The organism is Neorhizobium galegae bv. orientalis str. HAMBI 540 (genome assembly GCF_000731315.1).
GTDB lineage: Bacteria > Pseudomonadota > Alphaproteobacteria > Rhizobiales > Rhizobiaceae > Neorhizobium > Neorhizobium galegae.
Genome location: NZ_HG938353.1, coordinates 2,483,621 through 2,508,376 on the forward strand (window position 1 = coordinate 2,483,621; position 24,756 = coordinate 2,508,376).

27 protein-coding genes are annotated in these 24,756 nt (G+C 61.4%); 17 read left to right on the plus strand and 10 right to left on the minus strand.

Annotated elements, in window-relative coordinates; translation table 11 throughout:
* Positions 1 to 195: 195 nt before the first annotated feature.
* Positions 196 to 1,422 (plus strand): PQQ-dependent sugar dehydrogenase, encoded by a 1,227-nt coding sequence (locus RG540_RS12300; RefSeq protein WP_038593655.1) that lies wholly within the window; start codon positions 196 to 198, stop codon positions 1,420 to 1,422.
* A gap of 145 nt (positions 1,423 to 1,567) precedes the next feature.
* On the opposite strand, the gene RG540_RS12305 is transcribed toward RG540_RS12300, so the two are convergent.
* Positions 1,568 to 1,849, minus strand: coding sequence for a type II toxin-antitoxin system Phd/YefM family antitoxin (locus RG540_RS12305; RefSeq protein ID WP_038588278.1), 282 nt, complete (start codon positions 1,847 to 1,849; stop codon positions 1,568 to 1,570).
* Between the two features lie 99 nt (positions 1,850 to 1,948).
* On the minus strand, positions 1,949 to 3,151 hold the full coding sequence (locus RG540_RS12310; RefSeq protein WP_038588280.1) for a pyridoxal phosphate-dependent aminotransferase: 1,203 nt from the start codon (positions 3,149 to 3,151) through the stop codon (positions 1,949 to 1,951).
* Positions 3,152 to 3,367: 216 nt separating this feature from the next.
* Here RG540_RS12310 and RG540_RS12315 point away from each other — a divergent pair, with 216 nt between their 5' ends.
* Positions 3,368 to 4,318 carry an EAL domain-containing protein gene (locus RG540_RS12315; protein WP_038588283.1) on the plus strand — a complete coding sequence of 317 codons (951 nt, stop codon included), beginning with the start codon at positions 3,368 to 3,370 and terminating at the stop codon, positions 4,316 to 4,318.
* A gap of 526 nt (positions 4,319 to 4,844) precedes the next feature.
* On the plus strand, positions 4,845 to 5,060 hold the full coding sequence (locus tag RG540_RS12320) for a cold-shock protein (protein WP_003494703.1): 216 nt from the start codon (positions 4,845 to 4,847) through the stop codon (positions 5,058 to 5,060).
* Positions 5,061 to 5,115: 55 nt separating this feature from the next.
* Here RG540_RS12320 and RG540_RS12325 read toward each other — a convergent pair whose 3' ends face one another.
* Both RG540_RS12325 and RG540_RS12330 read right to left on the minus strand, forming a co-directional pair.
* Complete coding sequence (locus RG540_RS12325) at positions 5,116 to 5,793, minus strand: MBL fold metallo-hydrolase (protein WP_038588285.1); 678 nt, start codon at positions 5,791 to 5,793, stop codon at positions 5,116 to 5,118.
* A gap of 70 nt (positions 5,794 to 5,863) precedes the next feature.
* On the minus strand, positions 5,864 to 6,070 hold the full coding sequence (locus tag RG540_RS12330) for a hypothetical protein (protein WP_038588286.1): 207 nt from the start codon (positions 6,068 to 6,070) through the stop codon (positions 5,864 to 5,866).
* A 167-nt stretch (positions 6,071 to 6,237) separates the two neighbouring features.
* Between RG540_RS12330 and RG540_RS12335 the strand changes: the two genes are divergently transcribed.
* The 5 genes from RG540_RS12335 (at position 6,238) to RG540_RS12355 (ending at position 10,320) form a co-directional block, all read left to right on the plus strand.
* On the plus strand, positions 6,238 to 6,870 hold the full coding sequence (locus tag RG540_RS12335; protein WP_046601362.1) for a DUF1236 domain-containing protein: 633 nt from the start codon (positions 6,238 to 6,240) through the stop codon (positions 6,868 to 6,870).
* Between the two features lie 257 nt (positions 6,871 to 7,127).
* Complete coding sequence (locus tag RG540_RS12340; protein WP_080725022.1) at positions 7,128 to 7,595, plus strand: MarR family winged helix-turn-helix transcriptional regulator; 468 nt, start codon at positions 7,128 to 7,130, stop codon at positions 7,593 to 7,595.
* 14 nt (positions 7,596 to 7,609) lie between these two features.
* Positions 7,610 to 8,308: a response regulator gene (locus RG540_RS12345; RefSeq protein WP_007758087.1), complete on the plus strand. Its 699-nt coding sequence runs from the start codon at positions 7,610 to 7,612 to the stop codon at positions 8,306 to 8,308.
* 33 nt (positions 8,309 to 8,341) lie between these two features.
* Positions 8,342 to 9,721 carry an ATP-binding protein gene (locus RG540_RS12350; protein ID WP_038588289.1) on the plus strand — a complete coding sequence of 460 codons (1,380 nt, stop codon included), beginning with the start codon at positions 8,342 to 8,344 and terminating at the stop codon, positions 9,719 to 9,721.
* Between the two features lie 17 nt (positions 9,722 to 9,738).
* Positions 9,739 to 10,320 (plus strand): DUF1349 domain-containing protein, encoded by a 582-nt coding sequence (locus tag RG540_RS12355; RefSeq protein ID WP_038588291.1) that lies wholly within the window; start codon positions 9,739 to 9,741, stop codon positions 10,318 to 10,320.
* A 25-nt stretch (positions 10,321 to 10,345) separates the two neighbouring features.
* Here the strand turns inward: RG540_RS12355 and RG540_RS12360 are convergent, their stop codons facing one another.
* From RG540_RS12360 to RG540_RS12375, 4 genes are all read right to left on the minus strand, one after another.
* Positions 10,346 to 10,687, minus strand: coding sequence for a tRNA-binding protein (locus RG540_RS12360; RefSeq protein ID WP_038588293.1), 342 nt, complete (start codon positions 10,685 to 10,687; stop codon positions 10,346 to 10,348).
* 10 nt (positions 10,688 to 10,697) lie between these two features.
* Positions 10,698 to 11,516 (minus strand): pyrroline-5-carboxylate reductase, encoded by an 819-nt coding sequence (proC, locus tag RG540_RS12365; protein WP_038588295.1) that lies wholly within the window; start codon positions 11,514 to 11,516, stop codon positions 10,698 to 10,700.
* The gene (locus RG540_RS12370; protein ID WP_038544200.1) at positions 11,516 to 12,016 is read right to left on the minus strand and encodes a type III secretion system chaperone family protein; all 501 of its coding nucleotides are present in this window, start codon (positions 12,014 to 12,016) and stop codon (positions 11,516 to 11,518) included. Before RG540_RS12370 ends, proC begins: the two co-directional genes overlap by 1 nt.
* 862 nt (positions 12,017 to 12,878) lie before the next feature.
* Positions 12,879 to 13,133 (minus strand): accessory factor UbiK family protein, encoded by a 255-nt coding sequence (locus RG540_RS12375; protein WP_038588297.1) that lies wholly within the window; start codon positions 13,131 to 13,133, stop codon positions 12,879 to 12,881.
* 219 nt (positions 13,134 to 13,352) lie between these two features.
* Here RG540_RS12375 and lgt point away from each other — a divergent pair, with 219 nt between their 5' ends.
* From lgt to RG540_RS12410, 8 genes are all read left to right on the plus strand, one after another.
* Entirely contained in the window at positions 13,353 to 14,177 is an 825-nt protein-coding gene (lgt, locus tag RG540_RS12380) for a prolipoprotein diacylglyceryl transferase (RefSeq protein WP_038593661.1), read from the plus strand.
* A 14-nt stretch (positions 14,178 to 14,191) separates the two neighbouring features.
* Positions 14,192 to 15,292 (plus strand): class I SAM-dependent methyltransferase, encoded by a 1,101-nt coding sequence (locus RG540_RS12385; protein ID WP_038588299.1) that lies wholly within the window; start codon positions 14,192 to 14,194, stop codon positions 15,290 to 15,292.
* Between the two features lie 132 nt (positions 15,293 to 15,424).
* Positions 15,425 to 16,219: a peptidoglycan editing factor PgeF gene (gene pgeF / locus RG540_RS12390; protein WP_038588301.1), complete on the plus strand. Its 795-nt coding sequence runs from the start codon at positions 15,425 to 15,427 to the stop codon at positions 16,217 to 16,219.
* A 1-nt stretch (position 16,220) separates the two neighbouring features.
* The gene (locus tag RG540_RS12395) at positions 16,221 to 17,372 is read left to right on the plus strand and encodes a M24 family metallopeptidase (protein WP_038588303.1); all 1,152 of its coding nucleotides are present in this window, start codon (positions 16,221 to 16,223) and stop codon (positions 17,370 to 17,372) included.
* An 81-nt stretch (positions 17,373 to 17,453) separates the two neighbouring features.
* On the plus strand, positions 17,454 to 18,233 hold the full coding sequence (locus tag RG540_RS12400; protein ID WP_038588306.1) for a hypothetical protein: 780 nt from the start codon (positions 17,454 to 17,456) through the stop codon (positions 18,231 to 18,233).
* 163 nt (positions 18,234 to 18,396) lie between these two features.
* Positions 18,397 to 19,329, plus strand: a complete 933-nt coding sequence (locus tag RG540_RS12405) for a ribose-phosphate pyrophosphokinase (protein WP_038544209.1) — start codon at positions 18,397 to 18,399, stop codon at positions 19,327 to 19,329.
* Between the two features lie 63 nt (positions 19,330 to 19,392).
* Positions 19,393 to 19,821, plus strand: a complete 429-nt coding sequence (locus RG540_RS33155) for a Kazal-type serine protease inhibitor family protein (protein ID WP_151043335.1) — start codon at positions 19,393 to 19,395, stop codon at positions 19,819 to 19,821.
* Positions 19,822 to 19,937: 116 nt separating this feature from the next.
* Complete coding sequence (locus RG540_RS12410) at positions 19,938 to 20,195, plus strand: hypothetical protein (RefSeq protein WP_037076303.1); 258 nt, start codon at positions 19,938 to 19,940, stop codon at positions 20,193 to 20,195.
* 8 nt (positions 20,196 to 20,203) lie between these two features.
* On the opposite strand, the gene RG540_RS12415 is transcribed toward RG540_RS12410, so the two are convergent.
* Together RG540_RS12415 and RG540_RS12420 are read right to left on the minus strand one after the other, a co-directional pair.
* Complete coding sequence (locus tag RG540_RS12415; RefSeq protein WP_038588308.1) at positions 20,204 to 22,267, minus strand: putative bifunctional diguanylate cyclase/phosphodiesterase; 2,064 nt, start codon at positions 22,265 to 22,267, stop codon at positions 20,204 to 20,206.
* Positions 22,268 to 22,405: 138 nt separating this feature from the next.
* Positions 22,406 to 23,851, minus strand: coding sequence for a hypothetical protein (locus RG540_RS12420; protein WP_038588312.1), 1,446 nt, complete (start codon positions 23,849 to 23,851; stop codon positions 22,406 to 22,408).
* Positions 23,852 to 24,096: 245 nt separating this feature from the next.
* Between RG540_RS12420 and RG540_RS12425 the strand changes: the two genes are divergently transcribed.
* Positions 24,097 to 24,702 carry a 50S ribosomal protein L25/general stress protein Ctc gene (locus RG540_RS12425; RefSeq protein ID WP_038588314.1) on the plus strand — a complete coding sequence of 202 codons (606 nt, stop codon included), beginning with the start codon at positions 24,097 to 24,099 and terminating at the stop codon, positions 24,700 to 24,702.
* Positions 24,703 to 24,756 lie beyond the last annotated feature (54 nt).

Here is a 24,756-nt window from a genome sequence, read left to right on the forward strand (position 1 = left end):
TGTCCGAACGCATCGAGCCCGCTTTCACCGGCGGGCTTTTGTTCGCGGCACGTCAATAAAATAATCTTGAACGAACTGTGTTCGGCGCTTGCCGATGAACGCCCTAGATGAAGGCCATTGCCGATGCTCCTTCGCCGCGTGCGGGGTGTCGTTGCAGGCCTCGGCGGTAATCCGCCCATTGAAAGGGAGTCCATGATGAAACGCCTCAGTCTTCTCCTGACCGGTTCGGCCCTCTTGCTTGCCTTGGTCGCGGGCCCCGTTTTTGCTCAAAACGCCGACCAGCCCGCGGAAACCAAAGCACCAAACGCTCGCGACCAGAAACCCGCCTTCGCCAACCAGACGCGTGCTCCGCAGCCGGCCCAGATGCCGAAGATCACTCAGGAAGTAGTCGCCGACGGCCTGCCGCACCTCTGGGCTATGGAATTCCTGCCCGACGGCCGCATGCTGGTAACCGCCAAGCAGGGTGCCATGCACATCATCTCGGAGGAAGGCGAAGCGGGACCGAAGATCGAAGGTGTGCCGAAAGTGCTTTCCGGTGGCCAGGGCGGCCTGCTCGACGTGGCGCTTGCCCCGGACTTTGCGACTTCAGGCATGATCTTCTTCTCTTTCTCCGAACAGCGCGACGACGGCAACGGCACATCGGTCGCCTCAGCCAAGCTCGTCCCCGACGATCGGGGCGGCGGCAGACTGGAAAATCTCAAAGTCATCTTCCGCCAGATGCCGAGCTATGACGGCAACAAGCATTTCGGCTCACGTCTCGTCTTCGGCCCGAACAACGAGCTCTACGTGACGGTCGGCGAGCGTTCCGATCCGCAGCCGCGCGTGCAGGCCCAGGATATTGCGAGCGGCCTTGGCAAGGTCTTTCGCGTCGACATGAACGGCAAGGCTTTGCCCGACAATCCCTTCATCGATCGGCAGGGCGCCCGCCCGGAAATCTGGTCGCTCGGCCACCGCAACCTGCAGTCCGCCACTCTCGACGGCCAGGGCCGCCTCTGGACCGTCGAGCACGGACCGCGCGGCGGTGACGAGCTGAACCGCCCGGAAGCAGGCAAGAATTACGGCTGGCCTGAGGTCACCTACGGCATCGAATACAGCGGCAAACCGGTCGGCAAGGGCATCACGGCCATGAAGGAGACGGAACAGCCGGTCTATTTCTGGGACCCGGTCATCGCCCCGTCCGGCATGGCCTATTACGATGGCGACGCCATCCCGGAATGGAAAAATTCCTTCCTGATCGGCGGCCTCGTCGCACAGGGCATTGTCGTCATCCACATGGACGGCGACAAGGTGGCCTATGAGGAACGCGTGCCGCTCGGCGACCGCATCCGCGACGTCAAGATCGGCCCCGACGGCGCCGTTTATGCCGTCACCGAACAGCGCGGCGGCGGGGAATCGACGATCGTGAAGCTGACCAAGAGCTGATGGGCAATTCGGCAGGCGGCGACGCCTCGCCTAGAATTTGAAGGTCAGGCGATGTCCGACGAGCGCCCGATCGACCGTCACCAGTTGCAACCCTCGACCCGCAGAACGGCAATGACCATATGTGTGTCGAGCAGACATCTCATCACTAAGGCAACGGCCTCAGCAGGAAATCTTCCGGCAACGGATCGTCGAAGTCGTCAGCGATATACGGAAAAGGGTTGGTAATGCCCTTCGACCGCAGATAGGCCTGACCTGCTTCCCAATCGATGCCACCCTTCTTCTCAACCGGGTTCGACACCTCCGTATGCGGCACGATATCGAATACCGGCTTGCCATCCCGTGTCACGGTCACGGTCTCGCCCTGCTCCACATCCTGGGCAAGTTCGTCGAGACGATCCTGAGCTTCGCGGAGAGAAACGGTTTTCATAACCGAAATGTATGTCCGGTCGCCGTCATGGTCAACGGATGCCCGAAAGCAAGAAGCCCGCCGTCGCCGGCGGGCTTCTGCTGATTGAGTGAGGCCGGCTTACTTGCAGTTTGCGCAGAAGCGCTGGATCCGCTTGCAGGCTTCTTCCAGCTGTTCTTCCGAAGCCGCATAGGAAATGCGGAAATTGGGGCCGAGGCCGAAGGCCGAACCGTGGACGACGGCCACGCCTTCCGTTTCCAGAAGCTCGGTGACGAAATCTTCGTCGGTCTCCATGACCTTGCCCGACGGCGAAGTCTTGCCGATCAGCCCGGCGCAGGACGGGTAGACGTAGAAGGCGCCTTCAGGAGACGGGCAGACGATGCCCTTCGCCTGGTTCAGCATCGACACCACCAGATCGCGGCGGGCTTCGAAGATCTTCTTGTTGGCCGGAATGAAGTCCTGCGGGCCGTTCAGCGCCTCGACCGAAGCCCATTGGGCGATGGTGCAGGCGCCTGACGTCTGCTGGCCCTGGATCATATCCATCGCCTTGATCAGTTCGAGCGGGCCAGCCGCATAACCGATACGCCAGCCGGTCATCGCATAGGCCTTGGAAACGCCGTTCATCGTCAGCGTGCGGTTGTAGAGCTTCGGCTCCACTTCCGCCGGCGAGACGAACTTGAAGTCGCCATAGGTCAGGTGCTCGTACATGTCGTCGGTCAGCACCCAGACATGCTCGTGCTTGAGGAGCACGTCGGTCAGCGCCTTCAGCTCGTCATGGCTATAGGCGGCGCCCGACGGGTTGGACGGCGAGTTGAACAGGAACCACTTGGTCTTCGGCGTGATCGCCTTTTCGAGATCAGCGGCGGTCACCTTGAAGTTGTTTTCCTGGCTCGCCTTGATGATCACCGAGGTACCGCCGCAAATGGCAACCATCTCCGGATAGGAAACCCAGTAGGGCGCGGTGATGATCACTTCATCGCCAGGGTTCAAGGTCGCCATGAAGGCGTTGAAAAGAATCTGCTTTCCACCGGTGCCGACGATCGTCTGGGCCGGCGTGTAGTCGAGATTGTTTTCGCGCTTGAACTTCTTGGCGATCGCCTCGCGAAGCTGCGGAATGCCGGAAACCGGCGGATATTTGGTCTCGCCGCGATTGATCGCGTCGATGGCGGCTTTCTTGATGTTTTCCGGCGTATCGAAATCCGGCTCGCCTGCGCCGAGCCCGATCACGTCGCGGCCCTTTGCTTTCAGGTCGCGGGCTTTCTGGGAAACGGCGATGGTGGCAGAGGGCTTTACGCGGGAAAGTGCGTCGGCAAGAAAGGCCATAATCTTCGTCCTGAAGAGCTGTTGAACACGGCGGCATCGCGCGCCGAAAACCGCCCGTACGCTCTATGTCTAAACTATGACGTGGTTTCAAGCACAAAGCTTGAATGAGAACCATGAAAGAAGCTGATTAAAACCTTCGAAACCTTGTTTACAGCCGCGTAACCCTTGGCTGCTACAACCAGAAGGGATGGATAACGGAAATCGACGGGCACGGGCATGACGCCGAGAAGCATCTTCGCCAATCTGGTTCGCAGCGACAACGGGTCGTTTTCCACCGTCTACGGTCCTTTCCTGCTGCAATCCGCACTGCAACCGATTTTTCGCTCGAAGCCCGACACAGGCCTGGAAATCGAAGCGTTCGAGGGCCTGCTGCGCCCCTCCCGTGACAATGAACCGGTCTCGCCGGCCGAATTCTTTCCGCTCGTATCGCCAGTCGACATGGCCGATGTCGACAGCATCCTGCGCACGATCCACATCCTCAACACCGGCCGGTTGAACCGTTCCCGCGCCGGGATCTTCGTCAAGTTCCATCCCGGCCTCTTCCGCACGCCACAGGAAATGCGCCAGGAAGTGGATCGCATCAAGGTCGCCAGCCACGAGGCAGGCCTCGCGCCCGAACGGATCGTCTGCGAAATCTCCGAAAGATCCGGCGCGGCCGACGATATCGTCGTCGCCTTTACCGAACATATGCAGGCGATCGGGTTTCGCATCGCGATCGACGACTACGGCGCCCGCGATTCCGACCTCGACCGGCTGAAGCGCATCAAGCCGGACTATGTGAAGTTCGAGGCCTCCTGGGTTCGCGACTTCCTCGACACTTCCGCCGGTTACGCGCTGCTGCGCGTCATCGTCCGGCAGATGCTCGACGATGGTATCGACCCTATCTTCGAAGGGCTCGAAGAGCTCTGGCAGGTGGATCTGTGCGAGGAACTCGGCGTGCCGCTGATGGAGGGGTATGCCCTTGCCCGGCCCGAACTCGCACCGACGACATTCAACGAGAACTTTCCGGAAAGTTTTGCCGACTTCACCTCGCTCCAATCAGGCGGCAACGACATCACGCTCGGGGTCAGCCGGGCTGCAGTCGTTGCACCTCCTCCGGTTCTAGCAAAGCCGGTATTCGCAAGGCCTGCCCGTGCCTTCGGCCGCCGGCAATCCAACGGCGAATGATGCGGCAAACGGCAATTTTTACGCCCTGGAAGGCTGCCGCCATGGTGGCGATCATCGATACCTAAGCAGCCCTCGCGCCCCTGAAACCTTTGAACGGCGATTTTTTCTTTTCGCGCCCTTAGCGCCAAAATGGCACAGAACAGGGTTAAGGAAGCATTGCCAGCGATGGGTTTGCGTTCCCGGGCCGTAGAGAACCGCGCAAAGCCCGCATTTTCAGGCGTTCTGGCGATTTGCAATTTCTCATTGTGGCCACAGTTCAAAAAACTTTTTCTTGCCAATTTTCGATAAACACAGCACTCTGTGCAAGTTCGGGCAATTTACGAGCATGGGAAGACCTATAATGACGCGCTCCGAAGGCGCTAAGACTTCGGGCGGTAGGCCGGGGGCGGAGATTTCAAAGCAATTCCTTCCGGTCATCGCGGTAAAGACAGGGACCCTTTCTTAAAGCTGCCTGCCGCCGCCCTTCGGGGCTACACTGTGATGCTGTCCGCCGCTGAACACGGACAGAGAGAAAAGGACCTGCTGCATGGCCGAGACTGGCACTGTAAAATTCTTCAATACCGACAAAGGCTTCGGCTTTATCAAGCCTGACAATGGTGGCGCCGATATCTTTGTTCATATCTCTGCCGTACAGGCTTCCGGCCTGTCCGGATTGTCGGAAAACCAGAAAGTAAGCTTCGACACGGAACCGGATCGTCGCGGCAAAGGCCCCAAGGCCGTCAATCTGCAGATCGCCGGCTAAGCCTTCCGACGCTTGCCATTTCGAGTTGAAGCCCGGCAGAGATGCCGGGTTTTTTTTAAACCGACGTGTGTTGCGGCTTAGGTCCACCGAGGCCGCGCAGGAATGGATTGGTGCGCCGTTCGTCGCCAATCCTGCTGCCCGGTCCGTGGCCGCAGATGAACCCGACCTCATCGCCGAGCGGCAGAACCTTGTCGCGGATCGAGGCGAGCAGCGTATCGTGGTCTCCGCCCGGCAGATCCGTGCGCCCGATCGAGCCATTGAACAACACGTCGCCGAGATGTGCAAAACCCTGGGCCCGATTGTAGTAGATCACGTGCCCGGGCGCATGTCCGGGGCAATGGAAGATCTCGAACACATGCTCGCCGAACGAAACCTTGTCTCCTTCGTTCAGCCAGCGGTCCGGCACGACGTTGCGCACCGCCATCTTCACCCCGAATTTTTCCGCCTGCGTCTCCAGGCGCTGCAGCAGCGGCAGGTCCGCCTCATGCGGGCCGATCACCTGGATGCCGAGCGCTTCGCGCAATTCGTCCGCGCCGCCCGCATGGTCGATATGCCCGTGAGTCAACCAGATCTCCTTGAGGGTGACGCCATTTTCCTTGATGACCTGAAGAATGGTCGGTACATCGCCGCCCGGGTCGACGACCACGCCCTCTTTAGTCTCCTCGTCGAAGAGGATCGTGCAGTTCTGCTGGAATGGCGTAACCGGAATGATACCGGCCTGTAACTTGCCCATGATGCCTCGGCCTAAACTATGATGCTTGCCGGGGTATACCGATAAACGCAGGGCATTTCAGCCGAAAAGATCAATTCGAGGCAAGGGTCGTGTAATGGGCGTCAGCGGAAACCGGCGGCGCGAGCGATACGGTGGCGATCAGGAAAGCCGCAACCATGATCTTCAGCACGAAAACAGTCATCAGCAAGCTCTTGAGCGGGTGGGAGGGGCTCGATGTTTCCATGCGGATCGGGGGCAGCGCGGCAAAGGTCTGGGTCGTCATCGTCTGGGTCGTCATGGGATCTCTCCGGTGCTTCTGGCGGGATCAATGGACTGGCGGCGTAAAGGTTCCCTGCCCTTTCTATCTGTGGCGCCCCCGCCACAGATTGCAGAATCCACCCGCATTCGGCGGAACCACCGGGACATGCGGGTGTTACCCCGCCAGTCAACATGAGGAGAAAATCCATGACGACTTGGTTGAAATGCCCGGAATTGAAGTGGCTGGGCCTCGGCGCCGTCCTTTCGGCGCTCGCCCTGCCCGCCCAGGCGCAGATGACCACCACGACCGCCTCGGACATCATCGTCCGCTCCGGCCCCGGCCAAGACTATCCCGAAATCGGCCTTGCCACCCGCGGCAGCCCGGCGATGATGGATGGCTGCCTTCAGGGCAGCAAATGGTGCCGCATCGATGTCAACGGCATGCGCGGCTGGGTCTATGCGGAATACCTGACCATCCGCCACAACGGCGCGCCGGTCGCGGTTGAGCAATACCGCACCCAGTATGAAGTCCCCAACGTCACCTACGAGACGACGGCCAGCGTCGTTCCGCCGGCACCCGTCCCCGGTCCGGGCGATATCCTGCTCGGCCCGGTCGGCGCCGTCGACGTCGTGGAGCCGCCGGAAACCGTCATCAGCTACATCGAGGAGCACCCGGTCCAGCCGGTCTATGTGCGCAACGAAGTGGCGATTGGCGCCACCCTGCCGCCAGGCGTCGTGGTCCGGCAAGTGCCCGATTACGACTACGACTATGTCGTGGTCAACGACCGGCCCGTGCTCGTCGATCCCGGCACCCGCCGCATCGTCCACATCTACGATTGAGCATTCCCATGAAGGGGCGCTGCCTGACGGCGCCCTTTCCCTCTGCGCCTGCCGCGCATCCGCCCTTCCCAACAAATGCTGTTGATTGTTCAGCCTGTTCGCGCTTTATGACATCCGTCAATCTACACTGTGAAATCAGCAAATAAGAGCTTCGGCGCCACGAACATCTGAGCGTGGGGCAAGAAGCCCCAAAGGGAAAGGAAACGCGAGTGTCGCGCGCATCGACGGGAAAGGCCGTCAAGAAGGTCCTGCCGACCATGCCGGCAGTCGACGAGGCCCAGATCGACTTCGAGACCATCGAACTGCTTTTCTTCGCCTACCGCGATTTCGTGTCCGATCCGGATGCGATCCTCGCCAAGATCGGCATGGGCCGCGCCCACCACCGTGTCGTCTATTTCGTCAGCCGCCAGCCGGGCATGATGGTCACCGACCTTCTCGATACGCTGCAGATCACCAAGCAGAGCCTGGCGCGCGTCCTCAAGCAATTGATCGAATCGGGTTATATTCGCCAGATGGCCGGCGCCAAGGATCGCCGCCAGCGCAGGCTCTACCCGACGCTTGCCGGCCGTGAACTGGCTCTCGCCCTTTCCGAGCCGCAATCGCGCCGTATCGCTCGCGCCATGGAGGAGCTGACCCCGGACACGCGGGCCTCGGTCAAGGAATTCCTGCGCCACATGCGCGGCCGCGACGAAAGTCTCGAGCCTATCGACAGCGACCTGGAATAAGTGGGACCTTTGAGATGACGACACTGCCCCCTTCCGATGATGCGCCTCATCTTCTCGTGGTCGACGACGACACCCGCATCCGCGATCTCCTCAACCGCTATCTGATGGAACAGGGCTTTCGTATCACGGTAGCCGGCGACGCCGCCGAAGCCCGCCGCAAGCTCGAAGGCCTGCATTTCGATCTGATCATTCTCGACGTGATGATGCCCGGCGAATCCGGCATTTCGCTCACCCAGTCGCTCTACCAGAAGAAGACGGTGCCGGTGATCCTGCTGACCGCCCGCGCCGAATCGGAATCCCGCATCGCCGGTCTCGAAGCAGGCGCCGACGACTATCTGTCGAAACCCTTCGATCCGCGCGAACTGGTCCTGCGCATCAACAATATCCTGCGCCGCAGCACTTCGCCCGATACGCCGAAGATCGAGCAGATCATGTTTGGCCCCTTCACCTTCTCGATCCCGCGCAAGGAATTGCGCAAGGCGGCCGAGACCATCCGGCTGACCGACCGCGAGCAGGAGATCATGCTTCTTTTCGCGCTGCGCGCCGGCGATACCATTCCCCGCCACGAGCTGATCGGCGATGACGCTGAGGTCGGCGAGCGCACGATCGACGTGCAGATCAATCGTTTGCGGCGTAAGATCGAGGAGGATCCGGCCAACCCCGTCTATCTCCAGACGGTGCGCGGCATCGGATACAGGCTGAGTATCGATTAGCCGAAGAGACCCGGCACAGGCTGAAGGCGCAGGATGGCACTTTTCGACTCTCTGAAGCGTGACATGGACCGGCTCACTTTGCCGGGCTGGCGGCCGATGACCCGTTGGCTGCGCCGCCGCCTGCCGACCGGGCTCTACACCCGCTCGCTTTTGATCGTCATCCTGCCGATGCTGCTGCTGCAGGGTGTCGTCGCCTCCGTCTTCATGGAACGGCACTGGCGTATGGTCACCGAACGCCTGTCGGAAAGCACCGTCCGCGATATCGCCGGCATTATCGAAGTGATCCAGGCCTATCCCCAGGATAGCAACTATGATGCCGTCAGCCGCATCGCCAGTGACACACTGAACCTCACCATCGCGATCGAGGAAAACGGCCAGCTGCCGCCGCCCCGCTCCCGCCCCTTCTTCGCCATCCTCGACGATATCCTAGCCGAGCAGATCACCCGCCAGATCAAGATGCCCTTCTGGATCGATACGGTGGGCGACAGCCGGCTCGTCGAGATCCGCATCAAGTTCGACACCAGGGTGCTGCGCGTTTTCGTCCGCCGCGGCTCCACCTATGCCTCGAACACCCACATCTTCCTCGTCTGGATGATCGGCGCCGCCGTCGTTCTGGTGATCATCTCTATCCTTTTCCTGCGCGGCCAGATCCGGCCGATCCTGACGCTTGCGAGCGCTGCCGAGAGCTTCGGCAAGGGGCAGAAGACTGATGGCTTTTCGCCGCGCGGCGCTGAAGAAATCCGCCGCGCCGGCCTTGCCTTCATCCAGATGCGCGAACGCATCGAGCGGCAGATGGAGCAGCGCACCGCCATGCTCGCCGGCATCAGCCACGACTTGAGGACCATCCTCACCCGCTTCAAGCTGCAGCTGGCGCTCGCCGGCAACAAGCCGGAACTGGCCGGCATGGGCCAGGACGTCGACGATATGCAGTCGATGTTGGAAGGTTATCTCGCCTTCGCCAAAGGCGAAGCCGAAGAGGACTTTGGCGAGCTGCGTCTAAGTGAGCTGCTGGAAAAGCTGTGCCTGGAATTTACCCTGCATGGCAAGACCATGACCTACGAGATCGACGGCGAGGACGAGATCGCCGTGCGCCCCAACGCCTTCACCCGGCTGGTCGCCAACCTCGTGTCCAACAGCGAGCGCTACGCCAAATCGCTGCATGTGGATGCGCGGCACAGCGCCAAGTGGCTGACGCTGACACTCGACGACGACGGCCCCGGCATTCCGGCAGGGTCGCGCGAGGACGTCTTCAAGCCTTTCTATCGTCTCGACGAGGCCCGCAACCTCAACTCGTCCGGCACCGGCCTCGGCCTGGCGATCGCTCGCGACATCGCCCGCGCCCATGGCGGCAACGTCACCCTCGCCGACAGCCCGCGGGGCGGCTTGCGCGCCGTCGTGCGCGTCCCCGCCTGATCGTTGGCGAGGAACCGATGCCGATCGACCTTTCCGAGATGTCCTGGCTGAACCCGCCACCCGAAAGCCGCGAGGAGGACGGCCGCCTGATCGCCCGCTCCGGCCTGGAAACCGATTTCTGGCAGGGCACCTATTACGGGTTTCATCGCGACAGCGGCCACTTCCTCCATCGGACGCAAAAGGGCGACTTCACCGCCGAAACCTCCTTCGTCGGGAGGTACGAGGCGCTCTACGACCAGGCCGGGCTGATGATCCGCCATGACGAAAAACGCTGGATGAAATGCGGCATCGAATTCACCGATGGCGCCCGCCATTTCAGCGTCGTGGTGACCAACGGCCATTCCGACTGGTCCGCCTTCCGGCTCACCGACGACTTCAAGGAGATCTTCGTCCGCGTCACCCGCATGGGCGACGCCCTCTTCGTCCAGTACAGAACCGACACGCAGCCGGACTGGCGGATGGCGCGGCTCGCTTATTTCCCGCCTGCACTCACCGAACTCTCCGTCGGTCTGACCTTCTGCTCGCCGCAGCGCGCCGGCTTCGAGGTGGAATTCCGGTCGTTCAGCCTCAGTGACGTCGAGAGCCGCGATATCCACTGACGATTTGCTGCGCACCAGCACTCGGTTACATCAGCTTCCGGCCGTTCGGCACTGGCTGCTCGACCGCGGCAAGCACGATTGCGCCATTTTCGTCCTCGAAGCCGAGGGTCAGCACTTCCGAGCGGAACGGGCCGATCTGCCGCGGCGGAAAATTGACGACGCCAAGCACCTGCCGTCCGACCAGCGTTTCCGGCGTATAATGTACGGTGATCTGCGCCGACGATTTCTTGATGCCGATCTCGGGACCGAAATCGATCTTCAGCTTGAACGCCGGCTTGCGGGCCTCCGGAAAAGCCTCGACCTCGACGATCGTGCCGACGCGGATGTCCACCTTTTCGAAGTCGGAATAGGTAATCTCTTCAGCCATTCGAATTCACTCAGGCGCCGAGTTCTTCGGCTCTGCCGCGGGCAGCCGCGATCGCCTTGTCGAACAGCGGCTGCATGCCGTCGTCGGCCATCAGCACGGCAAGTGCCGCGGCCGTCGTGCCGTTCGGCGAGGTGACGTTCTGGCGAAGCCGGGACGCCTCGTCAGTGGACTGGTGGAGGAGCTCACCGGCACCCGAGACGGTTTCCCTCGCGAGGCGCATGGCGAGGTCCGCCGGCAGGCCCGCTTTCCGGCCCGCTTCCGCCATGCACTCCACGAGATAGAACACATAGGCCGGGCCGCTGCCCGAAACGGCGGTCACCGCGTCGATATCCGCTTCGCTCGCAACCCACTCCACAGGCCCGCTGACCTTGAGCAAGGATTGCACCGCTTCGCGCTGGGCTTCAGTGGCCCTGGGATTGGCATAGGCGCCGGTGACGCCGCGGCCGATCATGGCAGGCGTGTTCGGCATGGCACGCACCATGGCGGCTTCGCCGAGATGCTTTTCGAGATAGGCGAGCGTCTTGCCGGCCGCGACCGAAACGACGACCGTGCCGGGGCCGACAACCGGCTTCAAGGGCGGCAGGACGGCATCCATCAGCTGCGGTTTGACCGCGAGAAACAGGATATCGGCGGACGCATCGTCGGGCAACGTGGTGAAGTGATGGGCACCGGCCTCGGACATCATCGTTTTCATGGCATCGGAAGGCGATGGGTCGATGACCGTTACGGACGCGCCAGGCACGCCCTTTTTCAGCCAGCCGGACAGCATGGCGCCGCCCATATTGCCGGCGCCGACCAGAATGATGGATCCCAACTGACCAGAGGCCATCAGCACTCGCCCACAGTTTCGAACAGAACGGCTTCCATGGCGGCCTTCGCCTCCATGCCCGACCATACGACAAACTGGAACGCCTGATAATAGGATTCGCAGGCATCGAGCGCACTCGAAAGCAGCACTTCGACCTGCTGGTTGTTGGGCTCGGCGCCGCCGGCCAAAAGCAGCGACTGCCGGAAGATGACCACGTCTTCCTGACGCCATACGTCGAAATGGCCCATCAGCACCTGCCCGTTGACATGGCTCAGCAGGCGGATGACCTCGTTGACCCGGGCGTCGGGAATCTTGATGTCGAAAGCGCAGGCGAGATGCAGCGCTTCGAACTCCTCCATCCAGGAGAAGGAAACATGGTAGTCCGTCCAGCGGCCTTCCACGGTCATGGCGATCTCGTCTTCACCCGACCGTTCGAACGTCCAGTCGTTCGAGGCAGCAACGAATTCGATCATATCGACCGGATTCGACTGGCGTTCGATTTCCATTTCCATAAGCGTCATGCGGCACCTTCTTGACCGGAATGAATGCGAATTCGTGCGGTAAAACGCCAAAAACACGCGAACACTAACCGGGAACAACACTGTCGATGATCGTCCGACGCTTCCAGAATAACGCAGTCACCCTGTCTGGAGCTTACAAAGCCGTTTCGAATCATCCTTTAAAATCAGTGTACCTAGACGGAGTCCGGCTGCCAGCCCCTCCACTGGTTTTTACATGGGCAAAACTCGAAACATGTTCGCAGCGGAGATCAGAACGGAGTCATAAGCGACTCTGGACACTGGCTTTTTTGAATGTGTCCACAGGGCGTCATTTTTTCGCTTCAACACCTGCGCCCGCGCCGAAAATCTGTTCGGCACGGTTCGATCGGAGAGCCCACACGAATGCGGAACCTCATTTTGTTGAGTATGTGTGGCTCCGCATTCGCGTGGCCTTCGGCGTTCTTTCGAGGCTTCCGGCCCCTACAGGTGATCATCTCGCCTCGCTGCGTGGCTTCATTGGCGACTTCCTTTCGGGAAATCCTGCCACTTGCACGGCTCAACCGAACCGGACATGGCTGTCCGGGGGAGGCTTGATAGGAAGGCTTGCCTTTCAGCCCACCCTCCATGGCTTTCACCTCTTCCACCATCCCCGCACGTTACGGTTTTGATGAAAGCGCCGGCCTCCGCCTGCCCGCGAACGTCTCGCGAAACACTCCGGCGACGGAAGCGGGAGGATTGTAGGCATGGGTTGGAAGGGCGGGGAAGGTATTGGGTACGCCCTTTTTCTTTCCCCATGGGAAGAGAAAGAAAAACAGCACCTTAGCTGACAAGCTAAGTGCTAGATTCTACGCAAGAGAGGCAGATCGTCCCCGGGAAACGCAGATCACTGCGCCGAGAGCTTGGCTTCCAGCGCCTCGATCCGTGCCTTCAGCGCTTCGTTTTCGTCGCGGGCGCGGGCTGCCATTTCGCGGACGGCCTCGAATTCCTCGCGCTTGACGATATCCATGCTGTTGAGGAACCGCTCGGCCTGGGCGTGAAATGCGGTTTCGACCTCCTTGCGCACCCCTTGGGCGGCGCCGGCGGCATCGGTCATCAGCCGCGCGAAGTCGTCGAGAATGCGGTTCGTGCCGGTTGCCATGGTTCTGAACTCCCATATCGTCTGGCCGGCAATCCGGCCGGCGAATGTCCATAGGGTTCAAGTAGGGCCTGTGCGGGCCGCTTGCAAGCATCATCCACCGTTCGCATGAGCACTCGCTTAGATTCACCTTGACCGTCGATGGCCGCAACGCCATGTTCCGCGCAATGCCGTTAGGTTGGACCCTGTAATTTGTACGAAGCGCTTCATCTTTTCGCTCTGATGCCGTTCCCGAACATCGATCCGGTGGCCTTCTCCATCGGCCCGCTCGCCATCCATTGGTATGGGCTCGCCTATGTCGCCGGCATCATGCTCGGCTGGTTTTATGCGCGTCGGCTGGCTGCCAACGCTTCCCTGTGGAGAGACGGCCAGTCGCCGATCACGGCTGTCCAGCTCGACGACTTCCTCGTCTGGGTCGCTGCCGGCATCGTGCTTGGCGGCCGCATCGGTTATATCCTCTTCTACGACATGGCGGCCGTGGCCGCGAACCCCATCCGCGCGATCGAGATCTGGAACGGCGGCATGTCCTTCCACGGCGGCTTCATCGGCGCAACGATCGCGATGATCATCTTCGCCCGCCGCAATGCCATTCCGGTCTGGAGCATGTTCGACACGGTCGCCGCCGTCGTACCCTTCGGCCTGTTCTTCGGCCGCATCGCCAATTTCATCAACGGCGAACTCTGGGGACGCCTCAGCAGCGCGCCCTGGGCAGTCGTCTTCCCGACCGGCGGCCCGTTCGCGCGCCATCCGAGCCAGCTCTATGAAGCAGGCCTCGAAGGCATCGTGCTGGTACTCGTCCTCGCCCTGCTGATCTTCCGTTTCAAGGCGCTGAAAGTCCCTGGCACCATCGCCGGCACCTTCGTCGTCGGTTACGCGCTCTGCCGTATTTTTGTGGAATTTTTCCGCGAGCCGGATGCGCAACTCGGTTATCTGCTCGGCACTAATTGGCTGACCATGGGCATGGTTCTGTCGCTGCCGATGATCGCAGCAGGCCTTTGGGCCATTGTCCGGGCCCGCGCGGCGGCAACGTCCGCGGCGAAAGCTTGAGGGAGGCACACCCGGTGAGCACTCCCCTCACAGAGAAGATCAAGACCCTGATCCGCACCAACGGCCCGATCAGCGTCACCGACTATTTCGCGCTGTGCCTCGCCGATCCGGAATACGGCTATTATCGCACCCGCGAGCCTTTCGGCCGTCACGGCGACTTCATCACCGCGCCGGAGATCAGCCAGTTGTTCGGCGAGATGATCGGCGTCTTCATGGTGCACGCCTGGCAGCAGCACGGCACGCCCACGGGCGTCCGGCTGGTGGAGATCGGCCCCGGCCGCGGCACGATGATGACCGACATGCTGCGGGTGATCAAACGCATCGCGCCGCGCTTTTTCGAAGACCTGCACGTGCATCTGGTCGAGACCAGCGAGCGTTTGCGCGGCGTCCAGCGCATCACGCTCGAGGCTTTCTCGACCAAGATTTCCTGGCATGACAGTTTCGAGGAAGTCCCCGAAGGTTTCACGCTGATCGCCGCCAACGAATTGTTCGATGCGATCCCGATCCGCCAGTTCATCAAGACGCCGACCGGTTTTCGCGAACGTCTCGTCGGCCTCAACGCCGAAGATGAACTCGGCTTTGCCGCCGGCGTCGCGACACTCGACCCGCAGCTCCTTCCCTCGCCGCTCGCCGGTATTCCCGACGGCACGATCTTCGAACTGTCGCCGGCCCGCCAGGCGGTGATGCTGACGCTGTGCGAACGCTTGAGGACCTTCGGTGGCACGGCCCTGATCATCGATTATGGCCATCTGGTCACCGGTTTCGGCGATACGCTGCAAGCCATCCGTCACCACGACTACGATCCGCCGCTCGAAAATCCCGGCGAAGCGGATCTCACCAGCCATGTCGACTTCGAGGACCTCGCACGCATTGCCGTTTCCATGGGCGTGCACTTGAACGGCGGCCTGCACCAGGGTGATTTCCTGTTCGGCCTGGGCCTTGCCGAGCGGGCGACCGCGCTTGCCAAAGACAAGGAACCGACCGAACAGCGCCTGATCGCCGCCGCCGTCGATCGGCTTGCCGGTGAAGGGGCCGGCAAGATGGGCGAACTCTTCAAAGTCATCGCGGTATCGAGCCCGGCGTTGAAGCTGATGCCGTTCCGGGCAGTGGAGTAAACAGCGGCCGCCAATTCATCAACCGATTGACATCCGCCCTTTTCTTGCGCCACTCTCGCCCTAAATCGAAGCAGCGGGCATGCCTTGAGAGAAGCCCAAAACCCCTTGAAATCAACCGGATAGACAACGCCGATGCAGGACAGACCCTTGCCGGAGCCGATCGAGAGCCCCCTGTTGAACGACAGGGCCGGCGCCCGCGTCCGCCACGGTTTCTTCACCCGCAAGGGCGGTGTTTCGCAAGGCCTCTATGCCGGCCTCAACGTCGGCATCGGCTCGGACGACGACCGCGAGAGGGTGATCGAGAACCGCAGCCGGGTGGCCGCCTGGTTCGGCCTGCCCGTCGAAAAGCTTGCGACCGTCCACCAGGTCCATTCGCCCGACGTCTTCGTCGTCGACGAGACCTATGCCGGCGAACGGCCGAAGGTCGACGCGATGGTGACGAGCGTGCCGGGCGTGGCGCTCGGCGTGCTTGCGGCAGACTGCGGCCCGATCCTGTTTGCCGACGGCGAGAACGGCGTGATCGGTGCAGCCCATGCCGGCTGGAAAGGTGCGCTGACCGGCGTGCTCGAAAACACCATCGAGGCAATGATCTCGCTGGGCGCCGCGCGGGAAAACATCACCGCAGTCCTCGGCCCCTCGATCGGCCCGGCCAGCTACGAGGTCGGCCCGGAATTTGTCGAGCGGTTCCTGGGTTACGACCCGTCCTACGAGGACTTCTTCACATCGTCATCGAATACGGGGCATTCTATGTTCGACCTGCCCTCGCTGACCATAAGGCGGCTGAGGGATGCCGGGGTGCGGGCAGAAAGCCTCGGCCTCGATACCTACCCGGATGCGGAACGGTTCTATTCCTACCGCCGCACCACCCATGCCAAAGAGCCGGATTACGGCCGTCAGATTTCAGCAATCGCACTTCGGGAGAATTGATATGGCCCTGCATTTCGAGAGGAGCGAATACGCCGACCGGCTGACGCGGCTGACGGAGAAGATGCGCGCCGACAAGCTGGATGCGCTTTTGATCTTCGCCCAGGAAAGCATGTACTGGCTGACCGGTTACGACACGTTTGGCTACTGCTTTTTCCAGACTCTGATCGTCAAGGCGGACGGCAGCATGACGCTGCTCACCCGCTCCGCCGACCTGCGCCAGGCCCGCCACACCTCGATCGTCGAGAACATCGTCGTCTGGGTCGACCGGGTGAACGCGGATCCGACCCTCGACCTCAAGAACCTGTTGAGCGACATGGACCTGCTCGGCGCCAGGATCGGCGTCGAATACGATACCCACGGCATGACCGGCCGCATTGCCCGGCTCATCGACAACCAGCTCGCCACCTTCGGCCAGATCAGCGACGCCTCCTACCTGGTCAGCGCTCTGCGCCTGGTCAAAAGCCCGGCGGAAATCGCCTTTGCGCGGCGCGCTGCCGAGCTTGCCGACGACGCGCTCGACGCGGCGCTGCCGCTGATCAGGGCCGGCGGCGACGAGGCGGAAATCCTCGCCGCAATGCAGGGCGCCGTCTTTCTCGGCGGCGGCGACTACCCCGCCAACGAGTTCATCATCGGCTCCGGCGCCGACGCCCTGCTCTGCCGCTACAAGGCCGGCCGCCGCAAGCTCGACGCGACCGACCAGCTGACGCTCGAATGGGCGGGTACGGCTGCGCATTACCATGCGGCGATGATGCGCACGGTCATCGTCGGCGAACCGTCGCCTCGCCACCGCGAGCTCTACAAGGCCTGCCTCGAAACCATCAAGGCGATCGAGGAAGTGCTTCGCCCCGGTCAGACATTCGGCGACGTCTTCGACACCCATGCCCGCATCCTCGACGAACGCGGCCTGTCGCGCCACCGCCTCAACGCCTGCGGTTATTCGCTCGGCGCGCGCTTCTCGCCCTCCTGGATGGAGCACCAGATGTTCCATTTCGGCAATCCTCAGGAGATTTTGCCGGACATGACGCTGTTCGTGCACATGATCATCATGGATTCCGACAGCGGCGCGGCGATGACCCTCGGCCACACCTACCTGACGACCGAAGGCGATCCGCAGCCACTTTCCCGCCATGCTTTGGAGCTCATTCAGCGTTGAATGCTCAAAAAATCAGGCAATTGACAGTTTGGGAAAGCAAACCCTAAGCTCCTGCCGAGGAATCTGTGGCGGGAGACGGGTATGCGGCCTTTCGGAACACTGCTCTCCGCTGCCCTGCTGGCGGTTGCGCTTACCTCCTGCAACACCACGGAAGCATTGACGCCACAGGGGAATGTCGGCGGCGGGGGCGCCCGAACCTCCTCGCCCGTCACCCAGGCCGAAACCGACCGCATGGCCCGCTCGGCACAGCCGGAAACCTATAACAGCAACAGCGGCTATCAATCCGGCCCCCAGAGCACGCTTGAAGCGCAGGCCCGGGCGCTGGAATCCGGCAGCGCCGTCTCGCCCTCCTCCTCCGGCCCGCCGCCGCAATGGGAGGGCCAGGGGAGCCAGGGCCAGCAGCAGACCATGCAGCAGCCTCAGGCGCAGCAGCCGGCGTCAGCAGCCCAGCAACAACAATCCCGTCAGCAGCAGAGCGCCTCGCTGCCGCCCGCATCCGGTCCGACGGTCCGCTTCCTGCCGATCATTGGCGCTCCGGTCCAGGCGGTCACCCCGCTGTCCCGCCAGCTCGGCGCTCAGGCCCGCGCCAACGGACTGACGATCCGGCCGTCGAGCGACAACAGCACCGAGCACATCCTGAAAGGTTATTTCTCCGCCTTTTCCGACAGCGGCAAGGTCACCATCGTCTATGTCTGGGACATCCTTGACAGTTCCGGCGCCCGGCTGCACCGCATGCAGGGCCAGGAAAGCGTGCCCGGCAGCGGCCAGGATCCCTGGGCCGCGGTTCCGGCTTCGACCATGGAGACCATCGCCGCCAAGACGATCCAGGACTATGTGGCCTGGCGCCAATCCCAAGGCTGAGCGATCCGGCTTTGGCGATCGCGGCGGCCGATTCCTACTGAACCTCAAAAGCCACTGGTCACAGTTTCTTCATAAAAAAGGGGGAGCGGGTGCGAAACGCACTTGCATTCGAAGGCGGCGGCGGTAAAAGGCCCGCATCCAGCTTCAAAACAGGCGGACCGCAATGAAGGTTTTCGCAGGCAATTCGAACCGGCATCTCGCCGACGCGATCTGCAGCTATCTTAATGTTCCAGTCGGAAAAGCCAGCGTAAGGCGATTTGCAGACCAGGAAATCTTCGTTGAAATTCAGGAAAACGTGCGCGGCGAGGATGTCTTCATCATCCAGTCCACGTCCTTCCCGACCAACGATCACCTGATGGAACTGCTGATCATGATCGATGCGTTCCGCCGGTCGTCGGCCAAGCGCATCACTGCGGTCCTGCCGTATTTCGGTTACGCCCGCCAGGACCGCAAGGCCGGCCCGCGCACCCCGATCTCGGCAAAGCTCGTCGCCAACCTGATCACCGAGGCCGGGGCCGACCGTGTCCTGACACTCGACCTGCATGCCGGGCAGATCCAGGGCTTTTTCGATATCCCGACCGACAATCTCTTCGCGGTGCCGGTGCTCGCACGCGACGTCAAGGAACATTACGACCTCAACAACGTCATGGTCGTCTCGCCCGATGTCGGCGGCGTGGTTCGCGCCAGGGCGCTCGCCAAGCGCATCGACTGTCAGCTGGCAATCGTCGACAAGCGCCGCGAGCGGGCTGGCGAATCCGAGGTGATGAACGTCATCGGCGAAGTCGACGGCAAGGACTGCCTGCTGATCGACGATATCGTCGATTCCGGCGGCACGCTCTGCAATGCGGCTGAAGCACTTCTCAAGAACGGCGCCACCAGCGTCACCGCCTACATCACCCACGGCGTGCTGTCCGGCGGCGCGGTTGCGCGTATCGGCGCCTCCAAACTCAAGGAACTGGTGATCACCGACTCGATCCAGCCGACCACGGCGGTCCAGTCGGCGCACAACATCCGGGTCATCACCACCGCCAACCTGCTCGGCGAGGCGATCAACCGCACGGCAATGGAATCCTCCGTCTCCAGCCTTTTCGACTGACCTTCTTCTGTCACAAGTATTTGGATAGACTCGCCCTCGAACGCAAACAGAGGGTGAGTCGCGATGTTTTCCTTTATTGGCCTCTCGAAGAGACTGGCCATTTTCCTTGTAATTCCGTTGCTGTCGGCCTGCGTCGACGGCGGTAGCAGGCCGGGCGGCTACTATCCGCCGGAACGGCCGCGGCCGGACTGGAACCGTCCTCAGAGGCCTGATCGTCCCGACTGGGATCGTCCGCAGCGACCCGACCGTCCGGATTGGAACCAACCCGGCAGGCCCGGTCGTCCGGACCGGCCGGATCGCCCGGACTGGAACCAGCCAGGCCGTCCTGGTCGCCCGGATCGTCCCGGAAGGCCCGAGCAGCCCGGCTTCTGCACGCGCGAATACCGTCCCGTCTGCGGCCAGCAGGGCGGACGCACCCAGACTTTCCCGAACGCCTGCGAGGCGGCAAATGCCGGCTTCAGCGTCGTGGCTTCCGGTGAGTGCCGCCGCTAAGCGGCTTTGCTTGAAGGCTCCCAAAATCGTCGACGGAAAACGCCGGAACCGAGGTTCCGGCGTTTTGCTTTGTGCCAAAGCTTCGGCTAGAAGGCCCTCCGAAGAAGGAGACAAGCATGGCCGCACGCGACCGCTATTCCCGAAAACTCGAATGTTCCCAATGCGGCAATGTCGGTTTCGCCGAGGTTTCCGAGACCGACGACAGGCGGCAGGGCAATCGCGATTTCCGCATTGATGAATTGCCGAAAGGCTTCCTGACGGAATTCGCCTCGACCGATCCGCGCAAGTACATGATCCGCTGCAGCCAGTGCGGCCACAAGTTCCGTTTCGAGCAGAAGACGGTCTATGCACCGGGGGGCGAACCCCGACGCTGACGCTAAGGTCAGGCGACCTTGGCAACCACCGGGGTGCTCTCGTCCCGGGCTTCACCATTGACGATATGCTCGATCCCGGCCCGCGGACCGGGCTTGCCGAACAGATAACCCTGGACCTGCATGCAGCCTTCTTTGCGCAGGAAGGCGATATGCGCATCGGTCTCCACCCCTTCCGCAAGCACCGGGATGTGGAGGCTGGAGGCAAGGATCAACGTCGAGCGCACGATCGCCGCCGACTGTTCGTTGTTGGAAAGTCCGTCGACGAAGGTTCGGTCGATCTTGATCTTGTCGAACGGGAAGGACATCAGCGTCGAAAGCGACGAATAACCGGTGCCGTAGTCGTCCATGGCGATCTTGACGCCGAGGCTCTTCAGATGGCGAACGATCTGAAGCGCCCGCTGATGGTCGCCGATGATGCCGGATTCGGTAATCTCAAGCTCCAGCCGGTCGGCACTGAGCCCCGTCTCGTTGAGGATATCGCGAACCTTGGTCGGAAATCTCGGATCGGCGAGCTGCTGGGCGGCGACGTTGACGGCAATGCCGAACGGATTTTTCCACGTCGCCGCCTCCAGGCAGGCGCTCCGGAGCACCCATTCGCCAAGCTCGACGATGAAGCCGGTGCGCTCTGCGATCGGGATGAACTCGCCGGGATTGACCAGGCCGCGTGTCGGGTGGTTCCAACGCAGCAGAACCTCGAAACCGACCACCTCTTCGGAAAACGTGTCGTTTTGCCGCTGATAATAGAGTTCGAACTGCCCGGCCACGAGACCAGAACGCATGTCCATGGCAAGCGCGTTGCGTTCGCGGGCGGCCTGGTCCATCGACGAATCGTAGAAGCACACCATGCTGCCGCCGGATTGCTTGGCGCGATACATGGCCACATCCGCCTGCGCCACGAGATCGTCGATCGTCTTTGCTTCTTCGGGATAGAGCGCGATACCGACGCTCGAGCCGACTGTGAGCGTATTCCCGTTCCATTCGATCGGCTTGCAGATTTCGACAAGCAGGCGATTGGCAAGCGTCATCGCGTCGGAGCGCTTGTAGTACAGGTGCTTCAGCGCCACGAACTCGTCGCCGCCGACACGGGCAATGAACTCGCCCTCGCCGACCGCCTGAGCAAGCCTGCCGCCGATCCTGCGCAAGACCTCGTCGCCGGCCGCATGGCCGTGGACGTCGTTGACCTCCTTGAAGCGATTGAGATCGAAGGAAAGCACCGCGATGCGGGACGCGAGGTCGGCCGGACGCATGGCGATATCGGCGAGCTGCTCGTTGAAGGCGGCGCGATTGGCAAGCCCCGTCAGTGCATCGTGCAGGGAAAGGCGGCGATACTGTTCGACGGCGGCCTGGGTCGTGCGGGCATCGATCAGGTAGGTCGCCGCCGTCAGCGCCAGCAGGATCAGCATCAGCGACAGCACGCCGAAACCGAGCACGACCGGCGGAACGACCTCGTTCTGCATCACGGCGCGGGGGTCGAGGACGACATCGATCGCGCCCATCGCGGTGAAATGGGTCGTGGCGATCGCCAGGATCATCGCCAGAACGGAACCGTATTTGCAGAAATGCGTCACCGGACGCACGACGCGATTGGTCGTCAACACGCCGAATAGACCTGCAAAGATCAGCGATGCTATGACGTAGCGGCGATCCCAGTCGATGCTGCCCTGCACCTCATAAGCGGCCATGCCCGTGTAATGCATCGCAGCGATGCCGAGCCCCATCACCATCCCGCCGGCCTCGGCAAGCAGGGACCGGCCGCCATAACTTGCGATACTCAACCCGATCGTGGCCGTGGCGACCGCGATCATGAAAGAAAGAAGGGTTTGAGCCGGTTCATATCCCGCCTGCCCGCCGGATAGATAACCGAGCATAGCTAGAAAATGCGTTGTCCAGGTGGTCGATCCCCCCATGAAGCCCGCGAGGAAAAGCCAGATGACCTTCTCGATCCCACTCCCCCTCCGGGCGCGGGAAAAAAGACGGATGGTCAGGAAGGATCCGATTACGCAGATCAACACTGCGGAAGCGATATACCGAAGATCGTGCTCTACGAAGATGCAGGAAAAAACGCGAAACATGAATGCCTGTTACTTTTCAACGGATTTGGTCGAGAAGTTTTAGCATTGAAACATGTTTGAACCGTTCCTTTGGATGGTAAATGCCGGCTGACTGGCAAAAGCAAAGCCGGCATCAAAAGGCGTGAACAGGTCGTCAGATCATTGGATCGGCTGTCCGTTGACGCTGAAGCTCTTGCCGTCCTCGAACTTGACGTCCCAGCGCAGGCGGCCGTCCGGTTCAGTCTTGGCCATGCCCTTCGCCATCATTATCGCGAATGAAACCTGGTTGAATTCGGGGTCGCTCTTGGCGGCGGCCTGGAAATACTGGATCAGCTTGTCGATGTCGCGGGCAAGGATCGAGGTTTCGAGCGTGTAGCGGTCCTTCTCGTCCGGGTAACCCTTGACCTTGCCGGAGGCCTCGACGTCGTAAAGCGCGGATTTCGCAGCGACCCGTGGGAAATCGACGGTCAACTGGCCGTTGTCGAGGAAGGCTTTGCCAAGACGCTCGCCCTCCGCGTCCGGCAGCTGACCGGGCTTGGAAAAGTCGATTTCCATGAAGGTGTCGATGAACCGCTGGAAGTTGAGGTCGGCGACCCCGACCTCCATTTCCGCCATGTCCGGCACCAGCTGGGCGTAGAGCGGGGGGATGATGCCGTCCGGCGTCGAGATATTCTCGATGCGCGCCCCGAAGCCGATCCGGGTTGCCACGGCAGGCTCGCTCATCGTGAACGTATAATCGAGCTTGTTGATACCGAAATCGCCGATCGGGCTTGCCACGGTGAATTGGTTGAAGCTGATCTTTTCGGAAAGCGCCGTGAAGAACGGCATCGCGCCGCGGATGAGATCCTTGAGCTTGGCGATCTCGGCCTGCGACGGCTTTTCATCCTTGACGAGTTCCAGCATGAAGGCGACGAGATTGCGGATCTTCTCGGCCATCACGCCCTGGACACCGACATCGAAATCGAGGCTTTCGGCGCGGACCTGTATGGGTGGGGTTTCGGGCGTCGCAATCCGTTCGTAGAAGCGCAGGAACGAGCCCTTGCCGGTGAAATCCGTGCCGCCGGCTGTCGCACTCGCCGCGGACGCCAGTGAATAGTTCATGCCGGCGAAACTCGCCTCGACCTCCTCCGGACCGCTCTTCGAGACCATTCGGAGCGGGCCGGACGTCGCCTCACCTGATCGCAGGTAGCTGATCGCCGGATCGAAAATGCCGGAAAACACCATGTCGGTGACGGAATAGCTGAGGTTCGTCGGCTTGCCGTCGGGCATCTTGCCCTGCACGGTGAAATTCATGTCGCTGTCGCTGTTGAACTTCCACTGGCCGTTGTCGAGGGGTGCGGCGAAAACCGAAAACGGTTTCAGGCCGGAAATCTTGAAATTCTTCTTGTTGATGGATTTCAGAAGCTTGGCGATATCATAGCTGATCTCGTAGCGTTCGCCGGCCGGTTTGACGGTCAGGAAGCCTGTGGACTTCGCTGTATCCGGCAGGAAATAGCTGAGGCTTTCTTTGAGGGTACGGGCACCCTTGTCGTTGATCTCAGCCGCCGCAACCGGATATACGCAGGACGCAGCCATCAGTCCGGTCGCGATCAAAGTACGTTTCATGAATCAAACCCTTCCCTCATTCAACGGGCACCAATTTGGAAGACGGGCCGCCGAAGTCAAGCGCAAGCCCCTTGTTTCCAGGCCGAAAAGCTTGCACATCTCCGCTCGTTGTATTATAGCGCGCCGGTCCGCGTAGACACCCTTGGAGGCAACGCGGATGAAGCGCATCGGATGATGCCCTTCAGTTTGACGCGAGCCGACAACGCTTGCGGAAAACTCTCCAAACAACCTCGAAAGGATATGCCATGAGCCACGCATCATACGAGCTCAAGGCCGAGGCGCGCGAACGGGTAGGTAAGGGGTCCTCCCGTGAACTTCGCCGCAACGGTTTCATTCCTGCTGTCATCTATGGTGACAAGCAGTCCCCCATCGCGATCGCTCTGTCGACCAACGAAGTGACGAAGCGCATCCATGCCGGCGGTTTCATGACCACGGTTGCCACGATCGACGTCAACGGCGAGAAGATCCAGGTCCTCCCGAAGGACTATCAGCTCGATCCGGTCCGCGACTTCACCATGCACGTGGATTTTCTGCGCGTCTCGGGCAACACGGAAGTTTCCGTTGAAGTTCCGGTTCACTTCGTCAACGAAGAGAAGTCCCCGGGCATCAAGATCGGCGGCGTTCTCAACATCGTCCGTCACGCAGTCGAGCTGCTTTGCCCGGCCAACGACATCCCGGAATTCCTGACCGTCGACCTGACGGGCGCGAAGATCGGCGACAGCCTCCACATCTCCGCCGTCAAGCTGCCGGCTGGCGTACGTCCGGTCATCTCCGACCGCGACTTCACCATCGCGACGATCGTCGCCCCGGCTGCAGGCGTTGCCGAGGAAGAACCGGCTTCTGCCGAATAACCTGGCCGAAATTCTTGAAATGGGACCCGCTTTCGCAAGAAAGCGGGTTTTTTA

Coding starts and splice junctions, on each gene's coding strand:
- RG540_RS12300 (WP_038593655.1), top strand. CDS start 196: ATGAAACGCCTCAGTCTTCTCCTGACCGGTTCGGCCCTCTTGCTTGCC.
- RG540_RS12305 (WP_038588278.1), bottom strand. CDS start 1,849: ATGAAAACCGTTTCTCTCCGCGAAGCTCAGGATCGTCTCGACGAACTT.
- RG540_RS12310 (WP_038588280.1), bottom strand. CDS start 3,151: ATGGCCTTTCTTGCCGACGCACTTTCCCGCGTAAAGCCCTCTGCCACC.
- RG540_RS12315 (WP_038588283.1), top strand. CDS start 3,368: ATGACGCCGAGAAGCATCTTCGCCAATCTGGTTCGCAGCGACAACGGG.
- RG540_RS12320 (WP_003494703.1), top strand. CDS start 4,845: ATGGCCGAGACTGGCACTGTAAAATTCTTCAATACCGACAAAGGCTTC.
- RG540_RS12325 (WP_038588285.1), bottom strand. CDS start 5,793: ATGGGCAAGTTACAGGCCGGTATCATTCCGGTTACGCCATTCCAGCAG.
- RG540_RS12330 (WP_038588286.1), bottom strand. CDS start 6,070: ATGACGACCCAGACGATGACGACCCAGACCTTTGCCGCGCTGCCCCCG.
- RG540_RS12335 (WP_046601362.1), top strand. CDS start 6,238: ATGACGACTTGGTTGAAATGCCCGGAATTGAAGTGGCTGGGCCTCGGC.
- RG540_RS12340 (WP_080725022.1), top strand. CDS start 7,128: ATGCCGGCAGTCGACGAGGCCCAGATCGACTTCGAGACCATCGAACTG.
- RG540_RS12345 (WP_007758087.1), top strand. CDS start 7,610: ATGACGACACTGCCCCCTTCCGATGATGCGCCTCATCTTCTCGTGGTC.
- RG540_RS12350 (WP_038588289.1), top strand. CDS start 8,342: ATGGCACTTTTCGACTCTCTGAAGCGTGACATGGACCGGCTCACTTTG.
- RG540_RS12355 (WP_038588291.1), top strand. CDS start 9,739: ATGCCGATCGACCTTTCCGAGATGTCCTGGCTGAACCCGCCACCCGAA.
- RG540_RS12360 (WP_038588293.1), bottom strand. CDS start 10,687: ATGGCTGAAGAGATTACCTATTCCGACTTCGAAAAGGTGGACATCCGC.
- proC (WP_038588295.1), bottom strand. CDS start 11,516: ATGGCCTCTGGTCAGTTGGGATCCATCATTCTGGTCGGCGCCGGCAAT.
- RG540_RS12370 (WP_038544200.1), bottom strand. CDS start 12,016: ATGACGCTTATGGAAATGGAAATCGAACGCCAGTCGAATCCGGTCGAT.
- RG540_RS12375 (WP_038588297.1), bottom strand. CDS start 13,133: ATGGCAACCGGCACGAACCGCATTCTCGACGACTTCGCGCGGCTGATG.
- lgt (WP_038593661.1), top strand. CDS start 13,353: ATGCCGTTCCCGAACATCGATCCGGTGGCCTTCTCCATCGGCCCGCTC.
- pgeF (WP_038588301.1), top strand. CDS start 15,425: ATGCAGGACAGACCCTTGCCGGAGCCGATCGAGAGCCCCCTGTTGAAC.
- RG540_RS12395 (WP_038588303.1), top strand. CDS start 16,221: ATGGCCCTGCATTTCGAGAGGAGCGAATACGCCGACCGGCTGACGCGG.
- RG540_RS12400 (WP_038588306.1), top strand. CDS start 17,454: ATGCGGCCTTTCGGAACACTGCTCTCCGCTGCCCTGCTGGCGGTTGCG.
- RG540_RS12405 (WP_038544209.1), top strand. CDS start 18,397: ATGAAGGTTTTCGCAGGCAATTCGAACCGGCATCTCGCCGACGCGATC.
- RG540_RS33155 (WP_151043335.1), top strand. CDS start 19,393: ATGTTTTCCTTTATTGGCCTCTCGAAGAGACTGGCCATTTTCCTTGTA.
- RG540_RS12410 (WP_037076303.1), top strand. CDS start 19,938: ATGGCCGCACGCGACCGCTATTCCCGAAAACTCGAATGTTCCCAATGC.
- RG540_RS12415 (WP_038588308.1), bottom strand. CDS start 22,267: ATGTTTCGCGTTTTTTCCTGCATCTTCGTAGAGCACGATCTTCGGTAT.
- RG540_RS12420 (WP_038588312.1), bottom strand. CDS start 23,851: ATGAAACGTACTTTGATCGCGACCGGACTGATGGCTGCGTCCTGCGTA.
- RG540_RS12425 (WP_038588314.1), top strand. CDS start 24,097: ATGAGCCACGCATCATACGAGCTCAAGGCCGAGGCGCGCGAACGGGTA.